This window comes from Vibrio sp. Vb0667 (assembly GCF_033391095.1).
In genome coordinates, this window is the sequence record NZ_JAWPOL010000002.1 from 491,369 (window position 1) to 515,689 (window position 24,321).

General features: G+C 48.4%; 4 protein-coding genes. All 4 read right to left on the reverse strand.

The features are described from left to right. Positions 1–87: 87 nt before the first annotated feature. The 4 genes from R8269_RS04895 to R8269_RS04910 all read right to left on the reverse strand — a co-directional run bounded on the left by R8269_RS04895 (position 88) and on the right by R8269_RS04910 (position 24,175). Entirely contained in the window at positions 88–567 is a 480-nt protein-coding gene (locus R8269_RS04895; protein WP_005388254.1) for a Dps family protein, read from the reverse strand. 300 nt (positions 568–867) lie between these two features. Further along, complete coding sequence (locus R8269_RS04900) at positions 868–2,868, reverse strand: methyl-accepting chemotaxis protein (protein ID WP_017821960.1); 2,001 nt, start codon at positions 2,866–2,868, stop codon at positions 868–870. Between the two features lie 121 nt (positions 2,869–2,989). Then, a complete protein-coding gene (locus tag R8269_RS04905; RefSeq protein WP_033906832.1) occupies positions 2,990–3,343 on the reverse strand; it encodes a hypothetical protein in 354 nt (117 codons plus the stop codon). Positions 3,344–3,775: 432 nt separating this feature from the next. Next, positions 3,776–24,175 carry a tandem-95 repeat protein gene (locus tag R8269_RS04910; protein WP_318222467.1) on the reverse strand — a complete coding sequence of 6,800 codons (20,400 nt, stop codon included), beginning with the start codon at positions 24,173–24,175 and terminating at the stop codon, positions 3,776–3,778. Positions 24,176–24,321: the final 146 nt, after the last annotated feature.

Genomic DNA, 24,321 nt, shown 5'->3' on the forward strand with positions numbered 1-24,321 from the left:
AACAAAAAAAGGGGCACCAACGTGCCCCTTATGACTTATTCCCGATTGTTTCATGCGTTCCCAAGGATTGCTTGGGTGATGCGCTGCTTAACCTTGTAGGTAAGCGTTAAGCATCCACATTAATTTTTCTTGCTCACGGATGTAGTCACCCATCAATGCCGCTGTACCTTCGTCATCTGCTTCACCCGCGTTTTGTAGAATCTCACGCTGTTTTAGAAGTAGAACGCTAAAGCCTTGAACCAGACCTTGTACACACTCCTCACCAGAAGTCGCGTTTTGATGTTCTTTGATTTCACTTGCTTCCAAGTAGTTGCTGAATGCGTGTGCTGGCGTATGACCCAAAGTTAGAATACGCTCTGCAAGCTCATCGATTTTTGTTTGTAGATCAGTGTAGATCTCTTCAAATTTTACGTGCAGTTCGAAGAATTGCGCACCTTTAATATTCCAGTGGTAACCGCGAGAGTTCATGTACAACACTTGGTAATGCGCTAGCAATTGATTTAGTTGTTGAGCTAGTTGTGCTGATTGTTCGCTGTCTAGACCAATTAGGCTTACTTGTTTGTTCATAATCTTGCTCCTAGAAGGATGATACCAATCGTAGTAACGAACGATTCTCTTACCGGGATTGGTATAAAGTTTAAAAATTTTTTTGCAGTATTTGCTGCCGATGGAGTCATATTACGACTCCGGCTCGGTGAAGAGAATTTGGTTTTAACTATGATTTAAATAGCCAAATCCAATGAGCAAGTAGACGAATATTGGCGTATCATCCAACAAAAAACCCCAACCCTTTTTGTGTCAAAAGAATTGGGGCTTTTTTACTATTTGGTTAACGTTCAAAAGTAGATGAACAGACCTAAACCTTATCTACGCCGTTTTGAAAGTTGCCATCTGTTGATTCAGCTCAGTAACTTGCTCTTTTACTTGCAATGATGTCTCTGATGCACGTTGGCTGTTATTCGAAACCTCATCCACTGATTGAGTAATACCGGACATCAATCCAGTGATCGAATTGGTCGCATGAGATTGCTGCTCTGCCGCTGCCGCAAGTTCTGCCATTTGTTCATTCAAAGACCCAATTTGCTCGGTAGTGACGAGCAAACGAGTTACCGCTTTTTCAATGTGCTCAGCGCCCTGCTCCGCAAGTGATTGGCTGTGTTCAATCTCCTCAACCACCGAATTGGTCGAGCGTTGAATCGCATTAATGATGCCGTTGATTTCTGTCGTCGATTGAGTAGTGCGCGTCGCTAACATGCGTACTTCGTCCGCCACAACCGCAAAGCCTCGTCCTTGGTCGCCCGCACGCGCTGCTTCTATCGCGGCATTCAGTGCCAGTAAGTTAGTTTGTTCTGCCAAACCTTCAATCACCTCTGTAACTCGGCCAATGGCTTCGCTCTCTTTGCTTAGCTGTGTGACTTGCGTGCTCGCGGTTTCAATGCTGCCGTGCAAGCTTTCCATGGTGACTTTGTTTTGCTCTAAAGCATCACGACCTTGTTCAATCTCGCCTTTTGAATCAGAAAGCTTCTGCACTGATTGATTGGCTTGATCTAGGGTGTTACGCGCGGCTAAAGCGATTTCATCCAATTGGCTTCCCATTTCAACAATGCTGGCCTGTTGCTTTTCTACATTCGATGAGGTGACTTGCGCCGATTCCAACAAAGCCCCCATGCTAGTATCCACTTGGTGCGCTTTCTCGCTCACCCCAGCCACGATGCTCGCTAACGATTGGTTCATGCGGTTAATCGAATCGGTAAGGTCTGCCAATTCATCTTTCCCAACAACAGTTAACGGAGGCTGAGAAACATCTCCTGAAGCGATCGTCTTTGCACGCTCCGATAAGTTTTTCACTCGGCGACCAATGGTATTGCCCATGTATTTTGAAATCGCTACTGCGGCAATCAAAACCAATGCCGCAGCAATCAACATAGTGGTGAGTACGTTCTTGATCGACTGATTAATACCCTGTCCACTTTGATCAGCACGACTTTGCTGAGCCAATACGATCGTTTCTAAGCTTTGGTCTAGTGCATCCGCTGCTGGCAACAGTTCGTTCGCCATCAGCAAGTTTGATTCGTTCCACTCTGGCGACTGACGCAATGCAATTACCTGCTCTGCTAAAGGAAAGTACAGTTGCTGCATTTCTTTAAACAGTGACCACAATGATTGGTCGTTATCAGTAAGCCTGTCGAGTTTACTGTCGATTTCCGCCACAGACTGATTGTGGTACTTAATCAAGTCGTGGTATTTGTCCAGATGATCTTGCTGCCCGTACAACAGGAAATCTCGCAGAGCAGACAGTGCATTGGCGAGCGAGGTATAGCTATCCGCGTAAACTTTAAACAAACGCTTTCTGTCTCCACCAAATGGGTTTCCTGACTCTTCATTGATTAAGCTTTGAAGCTGATCAAGTGCCACTTCTGCAATGGGTGCCGCTTCGTTAATAAAGAGGTTGTGTGCGGGTAAGTTCTCATCACTGTGGCTAAGTTCAATCAGCTTGTTTAGAGAAACTTTTACCGCGTCCCACTGGCTTTGGATCGCTTGAAAATCCTGTTCAGAGATCAACGCCTGCAACGTTGGAAGCGACTCGTCTGTAGATGCCATGATATTGCGTACGTCCTCACTCAGACGTGCGCTCGCCTCTTCATCGCCACCTAGCAACATGTAGGCTCGAATCGAGGACAGCGACGCTTGAACGGACTGTTGGATACCGCGACTGGTGTCGACGGTCGGTAAATCGGATTTAAGTAACGAAGAGGCGTATTGCTCTACGGTAGTGACGTTGCGATACGTGAATACCGCTGATGCCATAAAAAGTACGGCTAGCAGCACAAAACTGAGCTGCAACTTCCCTGATATCGTAAGGTTCATCCATAAACTCCTGACAACGATGAGCCTTAAATATAACGATGTTTACAAAAATGTTAAATACAGGTGTCAAAAGTTACTAAGAAAACCATGTAAACCACTATTTTAAGCCTATAAATAGGGCTTATTCGAAGTATGGTATGCGCTCACTACGTAAAATCAGATAATTAACGTAAGTCGTTTCTAAGCAGTCTTGCTCCCACAACGAAAGAATCCGCTTAGTGGCGAAGTAGTAATCTTTATTACGCAGTAACACGCCCACCGTGCGGCTGAGCTGCTCAAAGCGCTGTTGCTCATTAGCAGAGATGTCATTGTCCTCATTTTCAATGATGGGCGCCAATCCATCGGCAAACCAATTGTTCAGAATTTCACGCATCTCAAGTTCTGACTCCGGTACATCGATACTCGACAACTCGCGATGCTGTGGTGGCGGTACTATGTACTTTGACGCTTTTGGCGAACTGACATAACGGTACATGTCGCTCCTCCTTGTAAATGACTCTTATACCCAAGTGACTTCAAGATGCAGGATTCAGAGCGTTGTCATTGATTCGGGGTCAAGGAAAACAACGCAGCGTAATAGTCAGCTCTTTCCAAGTTGTTTGACACAGAAACCGAGTCAATGACACGCTCCCGAAGGGCGAGCTATCTTGGTTTGTATACTTTGTTGTCGATTCTTGATTTAGACCCACTAGACCTTTAAATCGCCGCCGCGTCTACAAACCAAGCCATTCTCGCTGAACCTAACATCTCGAGGTTACTTGGGTATAAACTAGCTAAGAATACTTTTTTCAATTTCCAAGTTTTTTTCTACAGCTCATAGCAAGAAGCCCAACAAAAAAGCCATGCAAAGTAGGCTCTGCATGGCTTTGGTTTGGGCAGCAATGACACTGCCCTCGTCTAGGACTGGTTACATTGAGCTTTGATCGAAATCGTTGCCTTGGTCAGTACCCGTTTGAGTATCCGAGTCGAAGCTGCCAGAGTCATCCGTGAAGTCAACACCTTGATCTTGACCTCCTGCACTTGTCCAGTCGCTGCCGCCAGATTCCATACCCGCCATATCTGGTTGCTGATCTTGAGCAGAACCTTGCATGGTGTATTGATCATCGACTTCAACTTCAACTGTGCCACTCGCACCTTCTACTGCGCTGCCCAATTCGTCGTAACCTTGGAATTGGATTTCGCTCGTACCTTCGTAACCTTCTGGTAGGTCAACTGATACTGGTTGGTTGAGGTTGCCACTTAATGTGAAGCTACCATCGCCATTATCCAGTGCGTTGCTTACCGATGCACCATCAGGTAGACCGGACATTTCTGCATAATCCACCGATTCGTTACCACTGACCTCATCTGGAACCGAGATAGAAATGGTATCGCCTGGTGCTGCAGTCACATCAGCTGCGCTCTCCTCTTCACTGTCTGCACCGTTTGCTGCTTGCTCTTCAGGCTGTTGCGCTTCGCCAACTTGCTGCTCTGCTGATGCTTGAGCAGTTTGGATTTGTGGCTCGTCGCTTTGCGCTGAATCGTCCGCAACTTGGATGCTCAGATTCTGAGTCGATACTTCACCATTGTCGTTGACCTGAACATCCATAGCCAAATTGCCATCGAAGTCATCGTTCGGCCAGTATGTCCACTCTTCATCACCTGATTTCGCAAAGAAACCAGCATCGTTTGCATCGGCGACATCCAACACTTCTGCAGAAGGGCTAATGCCAAGTTCATCAATCAACTGCGCTTCCGTTAGTGTTAGTGAACCATCATCAGCCAGTGCGTAGCCTTCGCTGGTTGTGGTTTCACCTTCACCTTGGATGTCGACATTGAAGAAGCTCTCAATGCGGTTTTCACCGTCAGTTGCAATGAAGCCAACTTGAACATCTCCGGTGTAGCCTTCTGCTGGTGTGAATTGGTAGTTACCTTGGTTATCGGTCTCTATCACACCTTGACCTTCCATTAGGCTCACTGACTCAATGCTCAAGCTGTCGCCTTCTGCATCGCTCAAGGTCGATAGCATGTCATCATTGGTGAACGACAAGGTGCCATCCGCTGCCATTTCTGTGGTAGAAATACTGTCGATCTCTGGAGAAGCATTCTCTTGTGGCGCATCTTCTTTCACGACCACGCCTGTTTGCTCATCATGAAGCACACCGTCTTTATCAATCACGTAAGCGATATCCGCTTCACCCGTAAAGCCTGGTGCTGGATTGAATGTCCATGTGCCATCACCATTATCGACAATCTCACCTTGGCTGCGATCAGCTAGGTGAACGAATTTCACTTCATCACCCGCGTCAGCATCTACGTTCTCTGCCAATCCGATTAGGTCATCAGCGGTTAGGATAACGGGTTCACCCGCTAGGGTTTCGAAGTCACCTGAATCGATGCCATCTTCGAACTCTTCTGGCTCGTCACCGTAATCCACCGTTGTTGCGGTCACGGTTACGAAGAACTCGCCATTAAAGTCAGCCGGAGGCGTCATTTGCAGGTCTGAGATATCCCACTCGTTCAAGTCGATGTATTGACCCGGTTCCGTGATGGTAATGGTGTTCACACCATCCGTAACTTCGAAGCCAACAGGGAAACCAGTCATCACTAGGTTACTTAGCGTTTCTGAATCGTCGATTAGACCGACATTCAAGCCTAGGTGACCCGTTTCGTCCTCACCGAAGACTAACGGACCATCATGGTCGGTTGTGATGACCGCGCCATCCGCAACAGGGCGAACAAACACTGGTACATCAAGTACCGTCTCAAACTCACCGTCACTTACCACAACTTGCAAGTCAGAAACCCCTGCAAAATCGCCAGTCGGTGTGAATGTCCAAGTACCGTCACCGTTGTCTGTTACCTCACCACCATCTTCACCTTCTGCGGTGATAATACGTGATACGACTAGGTTTTCAGTATCGATATCGCCGAACAAGTTCATCAGGTCGCCAGCGTCGAAGGTGAATGCGCCATCCTCGTCGGTTGCCATAAACGCATTACCCACATTGAATGGAGCATCGTTGACTGGAATAACATCCACATTCAACGAGCCTTCAACCACTTCTTCACCATCCGTCGCGGTGTAGCCCAGTTCCACCAAACCATTGAAGTCTTGAGTGGTTACCAAGTGGTACATACCATCTGGCTGCTGAGTTAATGTCGCGTTTGCAGGAGCACGAACCGTGATGCTTTCTACACTGATTTCGTCACCATCAAGATCCGTGACTTGATCAGCGATGTAAGCTGGGTCAATCACCATGACCACATCTTCTTCGCCTTGCATCTGGATGGTTGGCGCTTCCGGTGCATCGTTAACCGCTTCGATGTTTAGATTGCCTTCAACCGGCGTCACTAAATCACCATCGCTGACGCCGAACGACATTGGCACATCGCCATTGAAGTTCTCTGCCGGAGTGAATGACCAAGTACCATCACCGTTGTCTAGCAAGTCACCGTATTGCTCATCAATCACTAGGTCGACAGCAGACAGTTCATCGTAGGTGTTGTCGATGTCTGTCGCGTTAGCAAGCAACATGTCCTGCGTGATAAGAATGGTGGTATCTTCGGTGCCAGCAATATTCACTGGCGTTGATTGCGGCGCATCGTTAATTGGGTTCACCGTTAGGTCAACGCCCACTTCCACGCTTGCACCATCGTTATCAATCAAGTCGAAGCTTAGGTCGATATCGCCATTGAAGTTCGCATCAGGCGTAATCGTAAAGCTACCATCTTGGTTCTCAACAACGGTTGCATTGGCTACCGCGGTTAAGTTCACTGCTTCTAGATTATCGCTGTCGACGTCACCCGCTTGAGCCAGTAACTGCTCTTGACTCAATGTGATTGAACCGTCTTCATCGACGCTGTAAGCCAAGTCGCCAGATACCGGAGCATCGTTGACTGGCAATACATCAATGTTCGCGTTGGTTGTCGCAGTTGCACCGTCTTCATCAGCGACGACTACGTCTAGACTTACGCCACCGTTGAAGTTTTCATTTGGTGCGAAGCTGTAAGTGCCATCGTCATTCGCCGTTAGAATGCCGTCGCTACCACTGTAAGAGACGCTTTCTAGGCTCACGTCGCCTTCCACATCGCTTGACTGCGCTAGCAGTTGCTCTTCCGTGAAGATAATGACTTCGTCTTCATTGACAGAGTAACTTGTCGAACCTGCGATTGGTGGATCGTTCACCTCAAGAACGGTAATACCTGCAGTGGTTGAGTCTGTCGCACCCTCTTCATCGACAACTACAACGTCTAGGCTAACCTCGCCATTGAAGTTCTCGTTTGGAGAGAAGGTGTACGTACCATCGCCATTGTCTTGGAACACGCCATCTGCGCCACTGTAAGTCACACTACTGATGTCTACGTCGCCTTCAATATCCGACGAATTAGCCAGTAGTTGCTCGTCACTGATGGTGATCGAGTTGTCTTCATGTACTGTGTAAGACGTGCTGCCCGCCACAGGTGGATCGTTCTCCGGCGTCACACTCACATCGATATTCGCGGTCACGGTATCCGTGCCATCAGAAACATCGAAGGTAAAGTTCACATCACCATTGAAGTTCTCGTTTGGAGCAAAGCTGTAGGTCCCATCACCGTTATCGGTTAGGACACCATCAGCGCCAGTGTAAGTGACACCTTCTACCGATAGGTCATCACCATCGATATCCGTTGCGCCATCAAGCAGATCTTGGTCAGTGAAGGTCAACACACCATCTTCACCAATAGTGAACGCTTGATCTTCTGGCTGCGGTAAGTCATTAACTGGGTTAACCGTTAGGTCAGCCGTTGCAACGATAGTATCGCTGCCATCGTTGATATCGAACGTGATATCAATGTCGCCATTGAAGTTCGCGTCAGGCGTAATGGTAAAGCTACCATCGTCATTAGCCGTAACCGTCGCATCACCGTCAACCACTAGGTTAGAAGCGGTTAGTGCATCACCTTCTACATCCGTTGCTTGTGCCAACAATTGTTCTTGGCTTAGCGTGATTGAGTTGTCTTCGTCGACACTGTAAGCCAAGTCACCCGATACTGGAGCATCATTGATTGGCAGAACATCAATGTTTGCCGTCGTCGAAGCGGTCGCACCATCTTCGTCCACGACTACAACATCAAGATTCACTTCACCATTGAAGTTTTGGTTTGGTGCAAAGCTGAACGTACCATCACCATTGTCGGTAAAGATACCTTCACTGCCACTGTAGCTCACGCTATCTAGTGCTACCTCACCTTCAATATCGGAAGAGTTTGCCAACAACTGTTCTGCACTGATGGTGATGACTTCATCTTCATCAATGGTGTAACTGGTTGTGCCTGCGATTGGCGGATCGTTCACCTCAAGTACCGTGATACCTGCGGTAGTTGAATCCGTCGCGCCATCTTCGTCGATTACAACAACATCTAGGCTCACTTCGCCATTGAAGTTCTCGTTTGGCGAGAAGGTGTACGTGCCATCACCGTTGATTTCCAGCACACCATCGTTACCGCTATAGCTCACGCTATCAATCGATACATCACCTTCAATATCCGATGAGTTCGCTAGTAGCTGTTCATCACTGATGGTGATCGAGTTATCTTCATGCACTGTGTAAGACGTGCTGCCTGCCACTGGTGGATCATTCTCTGGCGTCACACTCACATCGATATTCGCGGTCACGGTGTCCGTGCCATCGGAAACATCGAAGGTAAAGTTTACGTCGCCATTGAAGTTTTCGTTCGGTGCGAAGCTGTATGTGCCATCGCCATTGTCAGTAAGAACACCGTCCGCGCCAGTGTATGTGACACCTTCTACCGATAGGTCATCGCCATCGATATCGGTTGCACCATCCAACAGGTCTTGATCAGTAAAGGTCAACACGCCATCTTCACCAATGGTGAACGCTTGATCTTCTGGCTGTGGTAGGTCGTTAACTGGATTAACCGTTAGATCTGCCGTCGCGACCAAGGTGTCAGAACCATCACTGATATCAAACGTGATATCAATGTCGCCATTGAAGTTCGCGTCGGGCGTAATGGTAAAGCTACCATCGTCATTAGCCGTAACCGTCGCATCACCGTCAACCACTAGGTTAGAAGCGGTTAGTGCATCACCTTCTACATCCGTTGCTTGTGCCAACAATTGTTCTTGGCTTAGCGTGATTGAGTTGTCTTCGTCGACACTGTAAGCCAAGTCACCCGATACTGGAGCATCATTGATTGGCAGAACATCAATGTTTGCCGTCGTCGAAGCGGTCGCACCATCTTCGTCCACGACTACAACATCAAGATTCACTTCACCATTGAAGTTTTGGTTTGGTGCAAAGCTGAACGTACCATCACCATTGTCGGTAAAGATACCTTCACTGCCACTGTAGCTCACGCTATCTAGTGCTACCTCACCTTCAATATCGGAAGAGTTTGCCAACAACTGTTCTGCACTGATGGTGATGACTTCATCTTCATCAATGGTGTAACTGGTTGTGCCTGCGATTGGTGGATCGTTCACTTCAAGAACGGTAATACCCGCTGTTGTTGTATCAACCGCGCCGTCCTCATCAACCACGACAACATCTAGGCTAACATCGCCTGTAAAGTTTTCGTTTGGTGAGAAGGTGTAAGTACCATCGCCATTAATTTCTAGCACACCGTCGTTACCGCTGTAACTCACGCTACTGATCGCAACATCACCCTCGATATCAGACGAATTAGCCAGTAGTTGCTCGTCACTGATGGTGATCGAGTTGTCTTCATGCACTGTGTAAGACGTGCTGCCTGCCACCGGCGGATCGTTCTCTGGCGTCACACTCACATCAATGTTGGCAGAGGTTGTATCCGTACCGTCTGACACATCGAAAGTGAAGTTCACATCGCCATTGAAGTTCTCATTCGGTGCGAAGCTGTAAGTGCCGTCACCATTGTCAGTAAGAACACCATCGGCACCTGTGTAAGTCACACCTTCAACAGTTAGGTTGTCACCTTCTACATCCGTCGCACCTGTTAACAAGTCCGCATCAGTGAAGGTAAGAAGACCGTCCTCACCCACTGTGAACGCTTGATCTTGTGGTTCAGGCGCATCATTAACTGGTGTTACTGATAAGTCGAGACCAGCCGCAACCACTTCTTCCCCGTCAGTCACATCGTAGGTGAACTCGATATCACCGTAGAAGTTCTCGCTCGGTGTAATGGTGAAGCTGCCATCCTCGTTCATTTCGACCGTTGCATTTTCATCATTGGTACTCAGGTTGATTGCACTTAGATCGTCACCATCGATATCAACAGCGTGTTCAAGTAACTGCTCTTGAGTCAGCGTAATGCTGTTGTCTTCGGCAGTGACTGCGCTGATGTCACCCGTCACTTCTGGCGCATCATTAGTTGGCGAGATATGAATCGTCACATCTTGCGTCGCTGTCGCCGTTGTACCGGTATCTACATCCGTAGAGGTTGCATTCACGGTTAGCGTCACATCGCCGTTGAAGTCCGCAGAAGGGATAAACTCTAGTCCTTCTAGTTCGCCTGGTTGTAGTGACCAAGTGCCGTCGCCATTATCAACACCTGCTGATAGCGAGCTGCCTTCTGGCACATCTTCAATCAAGATAGCGAGGTTTTCTGAACCATCGGTATCGGTTAACGCGGCATCGATATCAAGCGGCACTGGCGTATCTTCGGTACCAATGATTTGGTAATCCGCGTCCGCTACCGTGATTTCGATGTTGTCGATACCAAACGATTCATCCCAAACGTCTTGATTCAAGGTTGAACCGAAGCCAAGTTGCAGTTCGCCATCCTCGACAGGAACCGTCAGATTGATTTGGTGAGCTTGGTCGTTCCAGCCACTGAAGCCTTCACGTTGAGAGGCTCCGTGGATCACTTCACCCACTTCATTACCATCTGAGTCGTAAAGCGTTGTCATACCATCTTGAGTACGGAACGCGGAGTTTTCCAAGGTGGTTAGCTGTTCGCCACCCACAAAGATTTGGAACGACTCGCCATCCCAAGAATCGATTTCGTAGAAGCTAAACGAGATGTTCACTTCATTGACATCACTTGGGATCTCGTAGGTTTTGCTGACCGCTTCATCACCGCCAGTGCCACCAATACGACCCAACATGTCGCCCGTTTCGAAGCCTTGTGAGCTCTCAGTGTTCGCGTTCCAACCGTTCGAGCCAGACTCGAAGTTATCAGAAGCAATCACCAAGTCCGAAGCAATCGAAAGCTCTGGCATATCAACCACAGATTGAACATCAATGTTCGCTTCAGCAGGAACCGTTGCAGTGCCATCGTTGACATCAAACGTCACGTTCACATTGCCATCGAAGTTTTCATTCGGTGCAAAGGTGTACGTGCCGTCACCGTTATCAACCAAAGTACCGCTGTCAGAAGCAACATTTTCAACCGTTAGGTTATCACCATCGATATCACCTGCATTTAGCAGCAGTTGCTCTTCGGTAAAGGTGAAGCTGGTGTCTTCTTGCGTGACGAACTGTGGCTGACCAACCGTTGGTAGGTCGTTTACTGGATTCACAGTCAGATCGGCAGTCGCTTGAATGGTTGCATCGCCGTCCGTAATGTCGAAGCTCAGATCAATGTCGCCATTGAAGTCCGCATCCGGTGTGATAGTGAAGCTACCATCATCGTTCGCAACAACGGTCGCATTACCGTCAACAGTCAGGTTGGATGCGGTTAGGTCATCGCCATCCACGTCGCCGGCTTGAGCAAGAAGCTGCTCTTGGCTTAGAGTGATAGAACCATCTTCATCCACGCTGTAAGCCAAATCACCTGATACTGGAGCATCGTTGACTGGAAGAACATCGATGTTTGCATTGGTTGCTACCGTTGCACCGTCTTCATCAACAACGACAACATCTAGGCTGACATCACCGTTGAAGTTTTCGTTTGGTGCGAAGCTGAATGTACCGTCGCCGTTGTCAGTAAAGATACCGTCGGAGCCGCTGTAGCTGACGCTATCAATCGCGACGTCTCCTTCAACATCAGAAGCGTTCGCCAATAGCTGCTCAGAGCTGATGGTGATGACTTCGTCTTCGTTGACTGAGTAGCTAGTTGCACCGGCAATTGGTGGATCGTTTACCTCAAGTACTGTAATACCTGCGGTGGTTGAATCCGTCGCTCCGTCTTCGTCTACCACAACAACATCTAGGCTGACTTCACCATTGAAGTTCTCGTTTGGAGAGAAGGTATACGTACCATCACCATTGTCTTGGAACACGCCATCTGCGCCGCTGTAGCTGACACTGTCAATTGCGACTTCGCCTTCGACGTCAGATGAGTTAGCCAATAACTGCTCGTTACTGATGGTGATCGAATTGTCTTCATGCACCGTGTAAGACGTGCTGCCTGCCACTGGTGGATCATTCTCTGGCGTCACGCTTACATCGATATTCGCCGTCACGGTATCCGTGCCATCAGAAACATCGAAGGTAAAGTTCACATCGCCATTGAAGTTCTCGTTTGGCGCGAAGCTGTAAGTGCCATCACCATTGTCGGTTAGAACACCATCTGTGCCAGTGTAAGACACACTTTCTACCGATAGGTCATCGCCATCGATATCCGTTGCGCCATCAAGCAGATCTTCATCAGTGAACAGCAAGACGCCATCTTCACCAATGGTGAACGCTTGATCTTCTGGCTGTGGTAGGTCATTAACTGGGTTAACCGTTAGGTCAGCCGTTGCAACAATAGTGTCGGTGCCATCGTTGATGTCGAACGTGATATCAATGTCACCATTGAAGTTCGCATCAGGCGTAATGGTAAAGCTGCCATCATCATTTGCCGTAACCGTTGCATCACCGTCAACTACTAGGTTAGTAGCGGTTAGCGCGTCCCCTTCTACATCCGATGCTTGAGCAAGAAGCTGCTCTTGGCTAAGCGTAATTGAATTGTCTTCATCGACACTGTAAGCCAAGTTGCCCGATACTGGCGCATCGTTTATTGGCAATACATCGATGTTTGCATTAGTTGACGCAGTTGCACCGTCTTCATCAACAACCACAACATCTAGGCTCACATCGCCATCGAAGTTTGCGTTTGGTGCGAAGCTGAATGTACCGTCACCGTTATCGGTAAAGATACCGTCGGAACCGCTGTAGCTGACGCTATCAATCGTAACTTCACCTTCAACGTCAGAAGCGTTCGCCAACAGCTGTTCAGAGCTAATGGTGATGACTTCGTCTTCGTTCACTGAGTAGCTGGTCGCGCCTGCAATTGGTGGATCGTTCACCTCAAGTACTGTAATACCCGCGGTGGTTGAATCCGTCGCACCGTCTTCATCGACCACGACAACATCTAGGCTCACTTCGCCATTGAAGTTCTCGTTTGGCGAGAAGGTGTACGTACCGTCACCATTGTCTTGGAACACACCATCTGTGCCGCTGTAGCTAACGCTATCAACCGCGACATCTCCTTCGACGTCTGATGAATTCGCCAGTAACTGCTCGTCACTAATGGTGATCGAGTTGTCTTCATGCACTGTGTAAGACGTGCTGCCTGCCACCGGTGGATCGTTCTCTGGCGTCACACTCACATCGATATTCGCGGTCACGGTATCCGTGCCGTCAGAAACATCGAAGGTAAAGTTCACGTCGCCATTGAAGTTCTCGTTTGGCGCGAAGCTGTAAGTGCCATCGCCATTGTCAGATAGGACACCATCTGCGCCTGTGTAAGTGACGCCCTCTACCGATAGATCATCACCATCGATGTCCGTTGCGCCATCCAGCAGGTCTTGATCAGTGAAGGTCAACACGCCATCTTCACCAATAGTGAACGCTTGATCTTCTGGCTGCGGCAAATCATTAACTGGGTTAACGGTTAGGTCCGCCGTTGCAACAATAGTGTCGCTGCCGTCGTTGATATCGAACGTGATATCAATGTCGCCATTGAAGTTCGCATCTGGCGTGATAGTGAAGCTACCATCGTCGTTTGCCGTAACCGTCGCATCACCATCAACCACTAGATTAGATGCGGTTAACGCGTCGCCTTCTACATCCGATGCTTGAGCAAGAAGCTGCTCTTGGCTCAGTGTGATTGAGTTGTCTTCGTCAACACTGTACGCCAAGTTACCCGATACTGGTGCGTCATTGATTGGTAAGACATCGACTGTGATGTAAGTATCAACCTCTGCGCCGTCTTCATCGCGAATGGTCACATCCAACTGCACTTGACCGTTGAAGTTTTCATTCGGTGCAAAGCTACAAGTACCATCACCGTTTACTGAGAAGATGCCATCTGGACCGTCGTAGCTGATGCTTACTAGCTCAACGTCGCCTTCAACATCCGAAGCATTCAGTAGCACTTGCGATTCACTAAACGTTAGAACTTGGTCTTCATCGATAGTGTATGCAGTAGGACCTGCGATTGGTGGGTCATTTACCTCAATCACAGTAATGCCAGCAGTGGTAGAGTCCGTTGCACCTTCTTCATCGACAACGACAACATCTAGGCTCACCTCGCCGCTGAAGTTCTCGTTTGGTGAGAAGGTGTAAGTACCGTCACCGTTGATTTCTAACACACCATCGTTACCGCTGTAGCTCACGCTATCAATCAACACATCGCCTTCAATATCCGATGAGTTCGCTAATAGCTGTTCGTCACTGATGGTAATCGAATTGTCTTCATGAACAGTGTAAGCCGTGCTGCCTGCAACCGGTGGATCGTTCTCTGGCGTAACTGTTACATCGATATTTGCCGTCACGGTATCCGTGCCATCGGAAACATCGAAGGTGAAGTTCACGTCGCCATTGAAGTTCTCGTTTGGTGCGAAACTGTAAGTGCCATCACCATTGTCAGTAAGAACACCGTCTGCGCCTGTGTAAGTGACGCCCTCAACAGATAAGTCATCCCCTTCAATATCGGTAGCGCCTGTTAGGAGATCCGCATCAGTAAAGGTCAGCACACCATCTTCACCAATGGTGAACGCTTGATCTTGTGGTTCAGGCGCATCGTTAACTGGTGACACCAATAACTCAAGGTTGGTTGAGACAACATCATCGCCGTCAGACACATCGAACGTAAAGGTGATGTCACCATTAAAGTCCGCATCTGGCGTTAAGGTGTAAGTACCGTCACCATTGTCTGTGATGGTGATGTTTTCATCATCCGTTGCCAAGTTCAGTGCTGTCAGTTGGTCTCCATCCAAGTCACGCGCATTAGCGAGCAAATCTTCTTGCGTGATTAGGATTGAACCATCTTCTTCAACCACAGCAGAAACAGGCAATGCTTCAGGCGTATGTTCAATGTGAGCACCCGTTGCATTGACGTAGATGGTTTGAGAAACGGTTTCAGAATCATTATTTGATAGCTCTGTCGCCGTTGCCGTTACATTGATTTCTAGCTGTTGGTTAAAGTCTTCTGGCAATTGAATCTGTAGCTCTTGTTCAATTGCTGTGGTTGGAAGCGTTACAGAACCATCTGGACCGACTGTTACTTCACCGCTGTAGATCTGGCTGTTCACTTCACCTACATCAATGGTGAAGTTGAAGTCACTATAATCGGCATCGCCGCCACCGTAGAGATCTTCAAAGCCGTAAACCAGTTCACCGTCTTCGTTCACAGTAGTTCGGGTATGTTCAATACCATCTTGGTTGAGCTCTGAGCTTGAACCACCATGAAAGACTGCATCACCGAATTGGCTTTGAATCACGGTTTCAGAACCATCAGCGCCAACAAACACGAGTTGTGGGTCAACTGTATCCATGTTCGCAGGAGAGCCATCTGCTGCACGGAACTCGTACTGACCATCTTGCATGGATGCAAAGTCATTGAAGTTATGACCGTTAGGAATCAAGAATAGGTTGAAGCTTTCCCCTTCCGAGATTTGGAAGCTGAACTGATCTTGTCCCGGAACGAGGTCACCGCCGCCGCCAACTTGAGAGGCGTTTTCGTACACCACTTCAACGCCCGTGATGTTGCCATCTTCATCGACTTTGTAGTAACCCGCTGTGTTTTGGTAACCCGCGGTTTCACCTTCAAACGTAACCGTGATTTCAGTATCGTTGAAACTGGTGATACCGTTGTCTTGATCGTTAAGTACCCCTTCGTTGTCGTAACTGATCACCGAACCTTCTGGAACACCATCAACGGTCACAGTCAACGTTTCTGACAAGTCTTGGTCAACCAATGCTGCAGCGATGTTCACTTCAACAATACCGCCTGGCTCGACCAAGATTGCTTGATCATCCACGTTTCGACCATCGCCATCAGTGATGACTAGGTCTGGCGCATCTGCCACGGCTTCGATATGGACATTAATGTCTTGCTCAACTTCATCAGTACCGTCAGAAACCGTAAAGCTGAACTGCAAGTCACCACTGAAGTGCTCTTCTGGTACGAAGCTAAATGTACCGTCACCGTTGTCCGTTACAGTACCTTCATCATCCGAGTAGTTAATGCTGGTAACGGTGAGGTCATCACCATCAATATCAATCGCGCCACTTAGAAGATCTTCTTGCGTGAACAGGATGCTGCCATCCTCTTCAATGTGGTAGATGCCAGGTGCAACAATTGGAATGTCATTGACTGGGTTCACCGTCAATGTCATTTCATTGGCAACACTCAATTCGCCGTCGCTCACTTCATAAGTAAACTCGATGTCTCCGTTGAAGTGCTGTGAAGGCGTAACGGTAAAGGTGCCGTCTCCGTTGTCCACGATAGAGGCATTCGGATCATTGGTTTCTAGTGCCGTTGCGTATAGTTCATCACCATCTTGATCGCTGGCGTTTTCAAGCAGCATTTCTTGTGTCACGAGGATAGAGCCATCCTCGTCCACGTCTGCCACGATTGGGGCTGCTTCTGGTGCGTCGTTGACGAACTCAACTTTCAAGTCGATGTTTGCCGCCACCACATCGGTGCCATCGCTCACATCAAACGTGAGGTCAACATTACCAAAGAAGCCCTGCTCTGGCGTTAACGTGTAAGTGCCATCGCCATTGTCTGTCACTTGAACCGTGTCGCTTAAACTCGTCACGTTAACAACAGACAGATCATCGCCTTCGATGTCCGTCGCTTGAGCCAGCAGCTCTGCTTCAGTAATCGTGATAGCCTCGCCATCTTCTGTAGTGAAGGACAAATCAGGTACATCTGGCAGGTCGTTCACTGGATTAACGGTGAGGTTTAGATCCGCGGCGACGGTTTCGATCGCGTCAGTTACGTCATAAGTAAATTCGATTTCACCAAAGAAGTTTTCGCTCGGTGTAATCGTAAAGCTACCATCAGCGTTCTCAACGATGGTTGCATTAGGATCGTTGGTCGACAGGTTCACCGCTTCAAGGTTGTCACCATCCACGTCCGTCGCGTTCGCTAACAAGTCTTCTTGAGTAATGGTAATTGAGCCATCTTCATCAACGACCGCATCAACAGGACCGCTGACCTCTGGACCTTCGTTGACGATCTCAACATCGATCTTCGCTGTGCTTGGTGCACTTGCTTGACCGTCGCTGATGTCGAAGGTCAGGTTCACTTCACCGTAGAAGTTCGAAGTTGGTTCGAAGGTAAAGGTGTTGTCGCCGTTGTCTGTCAACGTACCTTGTGACTGGTCGACAAGCAGTAGATTCTCGATATGCAGAATGTCGCCATCCACATCAGTCGCACCTGATAACAGGTCTTTTGCTTCGATGATGATGGTGCCGTTTTCTAGCATTTGAGTATGTAGCGGTGCACCAGGAACTGGCACATCGTTGACCGGAATAACGGTCAGATCTAGATGGGTATCGACTTCATCGGTGCCATCGAAGACTTTGTAGTCGATGTCGACTTCACCATTGAAGTTTTCATTCGGCATAAAGGTGTAAGTGCCGTCGCCATTGTCGACAAGCTCACCATTGTCACCGCTGTAAGAGATATCAGAGATAGACAGCACATCGCCTTCCACATCACTTGCATTCGCAAGCAGATCGTCCGCGCTAAACGTAATGCCCACATCCTCATCAGTCGACAACACAATCGGACCAGAAACGATTGGCGCATCGTTTACTGCTTCGAAGTTGATGTTGATGATGTTGTCGTCAGTGAGTTCACCATCCGTAACTTGGTAGCCAAGCTCAATCTCACCGTAGAAGTTCTCATCTGGTGTGACTGTCCACGTACCATCGCCGTTGTCGGTTAACGTAGCGTGCTCCGCGTTATCCCCCACCAGCTCTAGGTTTTGAATATCAAGAACGTCACTATCGATATCACTCGCTTGTGCGAGAAGCTGCTCTTCTGTGATTACCACAGAGGCAAACTGCGTAGAACCTTCGGTATCGATGGTCACATTTGGCAGATCAGCCGTCAGTTCGATTTCACTGTCACCTTCTCGGATATTCAGTTCTACCGTTTCCGTGATTTCCGTGCCGTCCACGCCAATAGATGTGAACACCGCTTCATCATGACAAGTTTGCGAAACCGTCATGTTTTGAACCACGTATGTACCGTTACCTTGAATCGTACCTAGCTCAAAGTAAGATACCGGCTCGTTCACCGTTAGGGTGTAATCCGTCTCATAGCTACCACGATCTTCTTTGTGGTAAGTCATCGAGTCGATCAAGTCACCATCAGAGTTGAATGCGCGAATTTCGACTTCGGTAAAGTGGCGAGACTCTTCCATAAACCAACCGCCTAGACCATCTAGGTGGAAGCTGATTTCGTTGATGTCTTGACCTTCAACGGTCACAGTTAGTTTTTCATCACCACTCAAGCCTTGGCGGTCAGTATCGCCAATACCGTGACCGATGTGTGTTTTACCATTCCACGCACCGAGTGGGTCATCATTACTTTGAACAGTAACTTTCAAATCGCCATCAACAAACTCACGTGTGTAAGGGTCAACAGCTGTACCCCAATCATCGAGGCTAGCGTTGTCATCAAAGGTACCGATTTGGGTGGTATGCGTACCGTTCGCCAACGCATCATCATTTGGAATGAAGCGCACTTCCGTATCTGCAGGAACCTCCTGCCCGACTTCTAGCTGTACCCATTCGTCATTTAGATTCGCTTCGATGATGCCGTTTTCAGGGGCTTGGTCGAGACGTAACGCAGGCTCTTCACGCAGAGAAACACCCACGGTTTGGTCTTCTTCCGCTTGAATAAAGATCTCGTCGCCCGCTTCTGGCGCATCGTTGACCGGATTAACGGTCAGATCCAACGTGGTCAGAACATCATTTTCGCCATCGCTGATGTTGTAAGTGAAGTCCAACTCACCATTGAAGTTTTCCGTATGCGTAATAGTGAATGAACCATCATCGTTGGCTACGATCGTCGCATCTGGGTCATTGGTTTGTAGATTGCTGGCAACAAGGTCATCACCTTCAATGTCAGTCGCATTCGCAAGCAACTGTTCTTGCGTGATGGTGATGGCGTTATCTTCATCCACTTCAGCTTGAATGCCTGATGTTTCAGGTGCGTCGTTCACCGCGATAACATCAATGCCTGCGGTTGTCGTATCTGTTGCACCATCTTGGTCGATAACCGTAACGTCGAGCGAAATGTTACCGTCAAAGTTCTCATTTGGCGTAAAGGTATATGTGCCGTCGCCATTGTCCACGAAGCTACCGTCGTTACCAGAGTAGCTAACATTCGCCAAGGCTACGTCGCCTTCCACATCAGAAGAGTTGGCTAACAACTGCTCGTCACTAATGGTGATTTGACCATCTTCTTGAACCGTGTAAGACGTAGAACCTGCCACCGGAGGATCGTTCACTGGAGTCACGCTGACATCAATGAATGCTGGTGTTGAACCTGTACCGTCAGACACATCGAATGTGAACTGAACATCACCGTTGAAGTTCTCATTCGGCGCGAAGCTGTAGGTGCCATCGCCATTGTCGGTAAGCACACCATCTGCACCTGTGTAGAGAACGTTTTCGATAGACAGATCATCGCCATCAATATCCGATGCGCCTTCCAATAGGTCTGCATCCGTGAACAGCAAGGTGCCATCTTCTTCTACCGTGAACTGTTGATCTTGCGCTTGTGGCAAGTCATTCACAGGATTAACCGTAATGTCCAGACCAACTTGTACCGAGCCACCATCGTTATCAATGATATCGAAGGTCAGATCTAGGTCGCCGTTGTAGTTTTCATCCGGTGTGATGGTGTAACTGCCATCATCGTTGTATTGAATCGTTGCGTTGTCATCTGTCGATAGATTGATGGCTTCAAGGTTCTCGCTATCAATATCGCCCGCTTTGGCAAGCAGCTGCTCTTGGCTTAGCGTGATTGAGCTGTCTTCGTTGATGGTGTAAGCCAAATCACCCGATACTGGTGGATCGTTGATTGGCAATACATCGACATTGATGTGCGTATCAACGGTTGCCCCATTCTCATCTTGAATGGTCACATCCAACTGAACTTGACCATTGAAGTTCTCGTTTGGTGCAAAGCTACAAGTACCATCGCCATTGACGGTAAAGATACCATCCGAGCCTTCATAGCTGATGCCAACAAGCTCTACATCGCCCTCGATATCAGATGCGTTAGCAAGAATTTGTGACTCACTGAATGTCAGTACTGAATCTTCGTCAATCGTGTAAGACGTTGGACCGGCAACTGGAGGGTCATTCACTTCAATGACGGTAATGCCTGCAGTCGTTTCGTCAATCGCACCTTGCTCATCCGCCACAATCACATCAAGGCTGATATCACCGCTGAAGTTCTCATTCGGCATGAAGGTGTAAGTGCCGTCACCGTTGTCTTGGAATACGCCATCGGTGCCTGAATAAGTCACGCTATCGATAGACACTGCGCCTTCCACATCCGAAGAGTTAGCCAGAAGCTGCTCGTCGGAAATGGTAATCGCGTTGTCTTCATCAACCGTGTAAGACGTAGAACCCGCAACCGGAGGATCGTTCACTGGAGTGACGCTGACGTCCACATTTGCTGGTACGGTTTCAGTACCGTCAGAAACACCAAAACTAAAGCTGACGTCTCCGTTGAAGTTTTCATTTGGTGCAAAGGTGTAAGTACCATCACCGTGGTCAGTCAGCACACCATCGCTGCCTGTGTAGCTAATGCCATCAACCGTTAAGTTATCGCCATCGATATCGGTCGCGCCAGCAAGCAAGTCTGCATCGGTAAACTGAAGCGTGCCATCTTCTTCAACACTGAACTGCTGGTCTTGAGGAACAGGAAGATCGTTAACTGGATTAACCGTTAGATCCGCCGTTGCTTTGATAGTGTCTGTGCCATCTGTAATGTTGAATTGGATATCAATGTCACCATTAAAGTCCGCATCTGGCGTAATCGTGAAGCTGCCATCGTCGTTCGCTGTGACGGTTGCGTTTCCATCTACAGTCAAATCGCTAGCAGTCAGACCATCTCCCTCAATATCAGACGCTTGAGAAAGAAGCTGTTCTTGGCTGAGTGTAATCGCACCGTCTTCATCAACACTGTAAGCCAAATCACCCGATACTGGCGCATCATTGATTGGCAATACATTCACATTAATGACGGTATCAACTTCTGCTCCATCTTCATCTCGAATGGTCACATCAAGTTGAACTTGCCCGTTAAAGTTCTCGTTTGGCGCGAAGCTGCACGTGCCATCATCGTTAACGGTGAAAATGCCATCCGGACCATCGTAACTAATGCCAACAAGCTCTACATCGCCTTCCACATCAGAGGCATTCAGCAGCACTTGCGATTCACTGAAGGTCAGAACTGAATCTTCATCAATGGTGTAAGAAGTTGGTCCTGCGACTGGTGGATCGTTCACTTCCAGCACCGTAATGCCAGCAGTGGTGGCATCCGTTGCGCCTTCTTCATCAGCGACGACAACATCAAGCGTCACTTCACCATTAAAGTTTTCATTTGGAGAGAAGGTGTACGTGCCGTCACCATTGATTTGCAACACACCATCGCTACCAGAGTAGCTCACGCTATCAATCGAGACATCCCCTTCTAAATCCGAAGAATTTGCCAACAGCTGCGCGTCAGAAATGGTAATAGAGTTATCTTCGTGAACCGTGTAAGACGTTGAACCAGCCACCGGAGGATCATTCACCGGCGTAACGCTCACATCCACATTCGCTGAAACTGTATCTGTGCCATCAGATACGTCGAAGCTGAAGTTTACATCACCGTTGAAGTTCTCATTTGGCGCAAAGCTATACGTGCCATCGCCATTGTCAGTTAGAACGCCGTCGGTTCCTTCGTAGCTGATTCCCGTTACAGAAAGGTCATCGCCTTCAATGTCGGTCGCACCTGCAAGCAGATCCGCATCGGTAAATTGTAGCGTGCCGTCCTCTTCCACACTGAATTGTTGGTCTTGAGGAACAGGCAGATCGTTGATTGGATTAACGGTTAGGTCAGCGGTTGCTTGAACGGTATTCGTGCCATCTGAAATATCAAAGCTAATGTCGATATCACCGTTGAAATCTGCGTCCGGCGTGATGGTGAAGCTACCATCGTCATTTTGAGTCACCGTCGCGTTGCCATCTACCGAAAGGTTAGAAGCCGTCAGTGCATCGCCTTCCACGTCAGAAGCTTGCGACAACAACTGTTCTTGGCTCAAACGAATCGAGCCATCTTCATCCACTGAGTAAGCAAGATTGCCAGATACTGGCGCATCATCAACTGGCGTAACGTTAACATCAATGTTGGCAGAAACCGTATCTGTGCCATCGGACACATCAAAGCTAAAGTTCACATCGCCATTGAAGTTTTCATTTGGCGCAAAAGTGTAGGTCCCATTACCGTTGTCGGTCAGGATGCCGTCACCACCGTCGTAGCTTACGCCCTCAACCGTTAGGTTATCGCCTTCAATATCCGTTGCACCACTGAGCAGGTCTGCGTCCGTAAAGATCAGCGTGCCATCTTCTTCCACGCTGAACTGTTGGTCTTGAGGAACAGGCAGATCGTTGATTGGATTAACGGTTAGGTCAGCGGTTGCTTGAACGGTATTCGTGCCATCTGAGATATCAAAGCTGATGTCGATATCACCATTAAAATCTGCGTCCGGCGTGATGGTGAAGCTACCATCGTCATTTTGAGTTACCGTCGCGTTGCCATCTACCGAAAGATTAGATGCCGTCAGTGCATCGCCTTCCACATCGGAAGCTTGCGACAACAACTGCTCTTGGCTCAAACGAATCGAGCCATCTTCGTCCACTGAATAAGCAAGATTGCCAGATACTGGTGCGTCATCGACAGGCGTAACACTGACATCAATGTTGGCAGAAACCGTATCCGTACCGTCGGACACATCAAAGCTGAAGTTCACATCACCATTGAAGTTTTCATTTGGCGCAAAAGTGTAAGTCCCATTGCCGTTGTCGGTCAGGATGCCGTCGCCACCATCGTAACTTACACCTTCAACTGTGAGGTTATCGCCTTCAATATCCGTTGCGCCAGCAAGCAGGTCAGCATCGGTGAAGATCAGCGTGCCGTCTTCTTCCACCTCAAAGGTTTTATCTTCAGGCACTGGTGCGTCATTGATTGGACGAACAGTTAAATCAATCGAGCTAGAAATGGTTTCTTGACCATCACTGATATCAAACGTTAAGCCGAGTTCACCATTAAAATCAGTATCAGGTGTGACGGTATAAGTGCCATCACCATTATCCACAACCGATGCATTAGCACCCACTTGCACGTTGAATGCGGCAAGATCATCGCCATCAACATCACTCGCGTATCCGAGAAGTTGTTCTTGAGTGAAGGTAATAGTGCCATCTTCATCCATGATGTATGCCAGATCTTGCCCTACTTCTGGCGCGTCATTTTCACCTTCGACTTTAATCTGGAACGTTTCGCTCGTAGTTTCGGAGTCGAAATCGTCTTCTACTTGCGTCGTGGTTTCTTCGCTGGTGTCTTGTACATCCACCGCGAAGCTCTCTTCAGTGGTTTCTGAATCTAGCTCGTCACCACCTTGAGAACCTTCAGAGTCTGAAGACGCACTTGGCGCAGATGAAGTTTGTGCCGCTTGTCCTTGCGCTTCATTGCCTTCTGCGTCCGAACCACCTTCAGAGCCAGAGGCATCACCACCACCGACCGCTTGGGCACCCGCCCCAGAATCCGAACCACCGCTGCCCAGAGCCTCGTCACCTGATTCTCCGCTAGAAGCTACACTATCAACAACATTGGATTGTGCAGCGTCAGAGTCGCTGCTACTTTCAGTATCCTCTTCTTGAACTGCGCCACCCGAGCTCACTGCTTCTTCTTCCGTACCCGCGCCACTAGGATTTTCTTCCATCGCACGATTGGCTTCATCAACAGCATCTGCACTTTCAGCACCGGTCGCTACAGTCGAAGAGACGGTCGACTGCTGTTTTTCTTCTTTTGTCCCCGTATCCTTCGTTTCTGTTTGCTCTACCGCATCGTTAAGCTTTTCATTGTCTTTTTCTTGATTAGTGTCGCCTGCCATTACAGCCTCCGTTGCTTTTTAGCTAACTGATCGTGTTTAGAGGCAGTAAAGGACACCATTTTTAGAAACCAACTTTTTTATACAACTTTTTTCATACATTTCGAGTTCTATAAAAACAAAAAAATTTGAAAACCCAGTATAAAGAT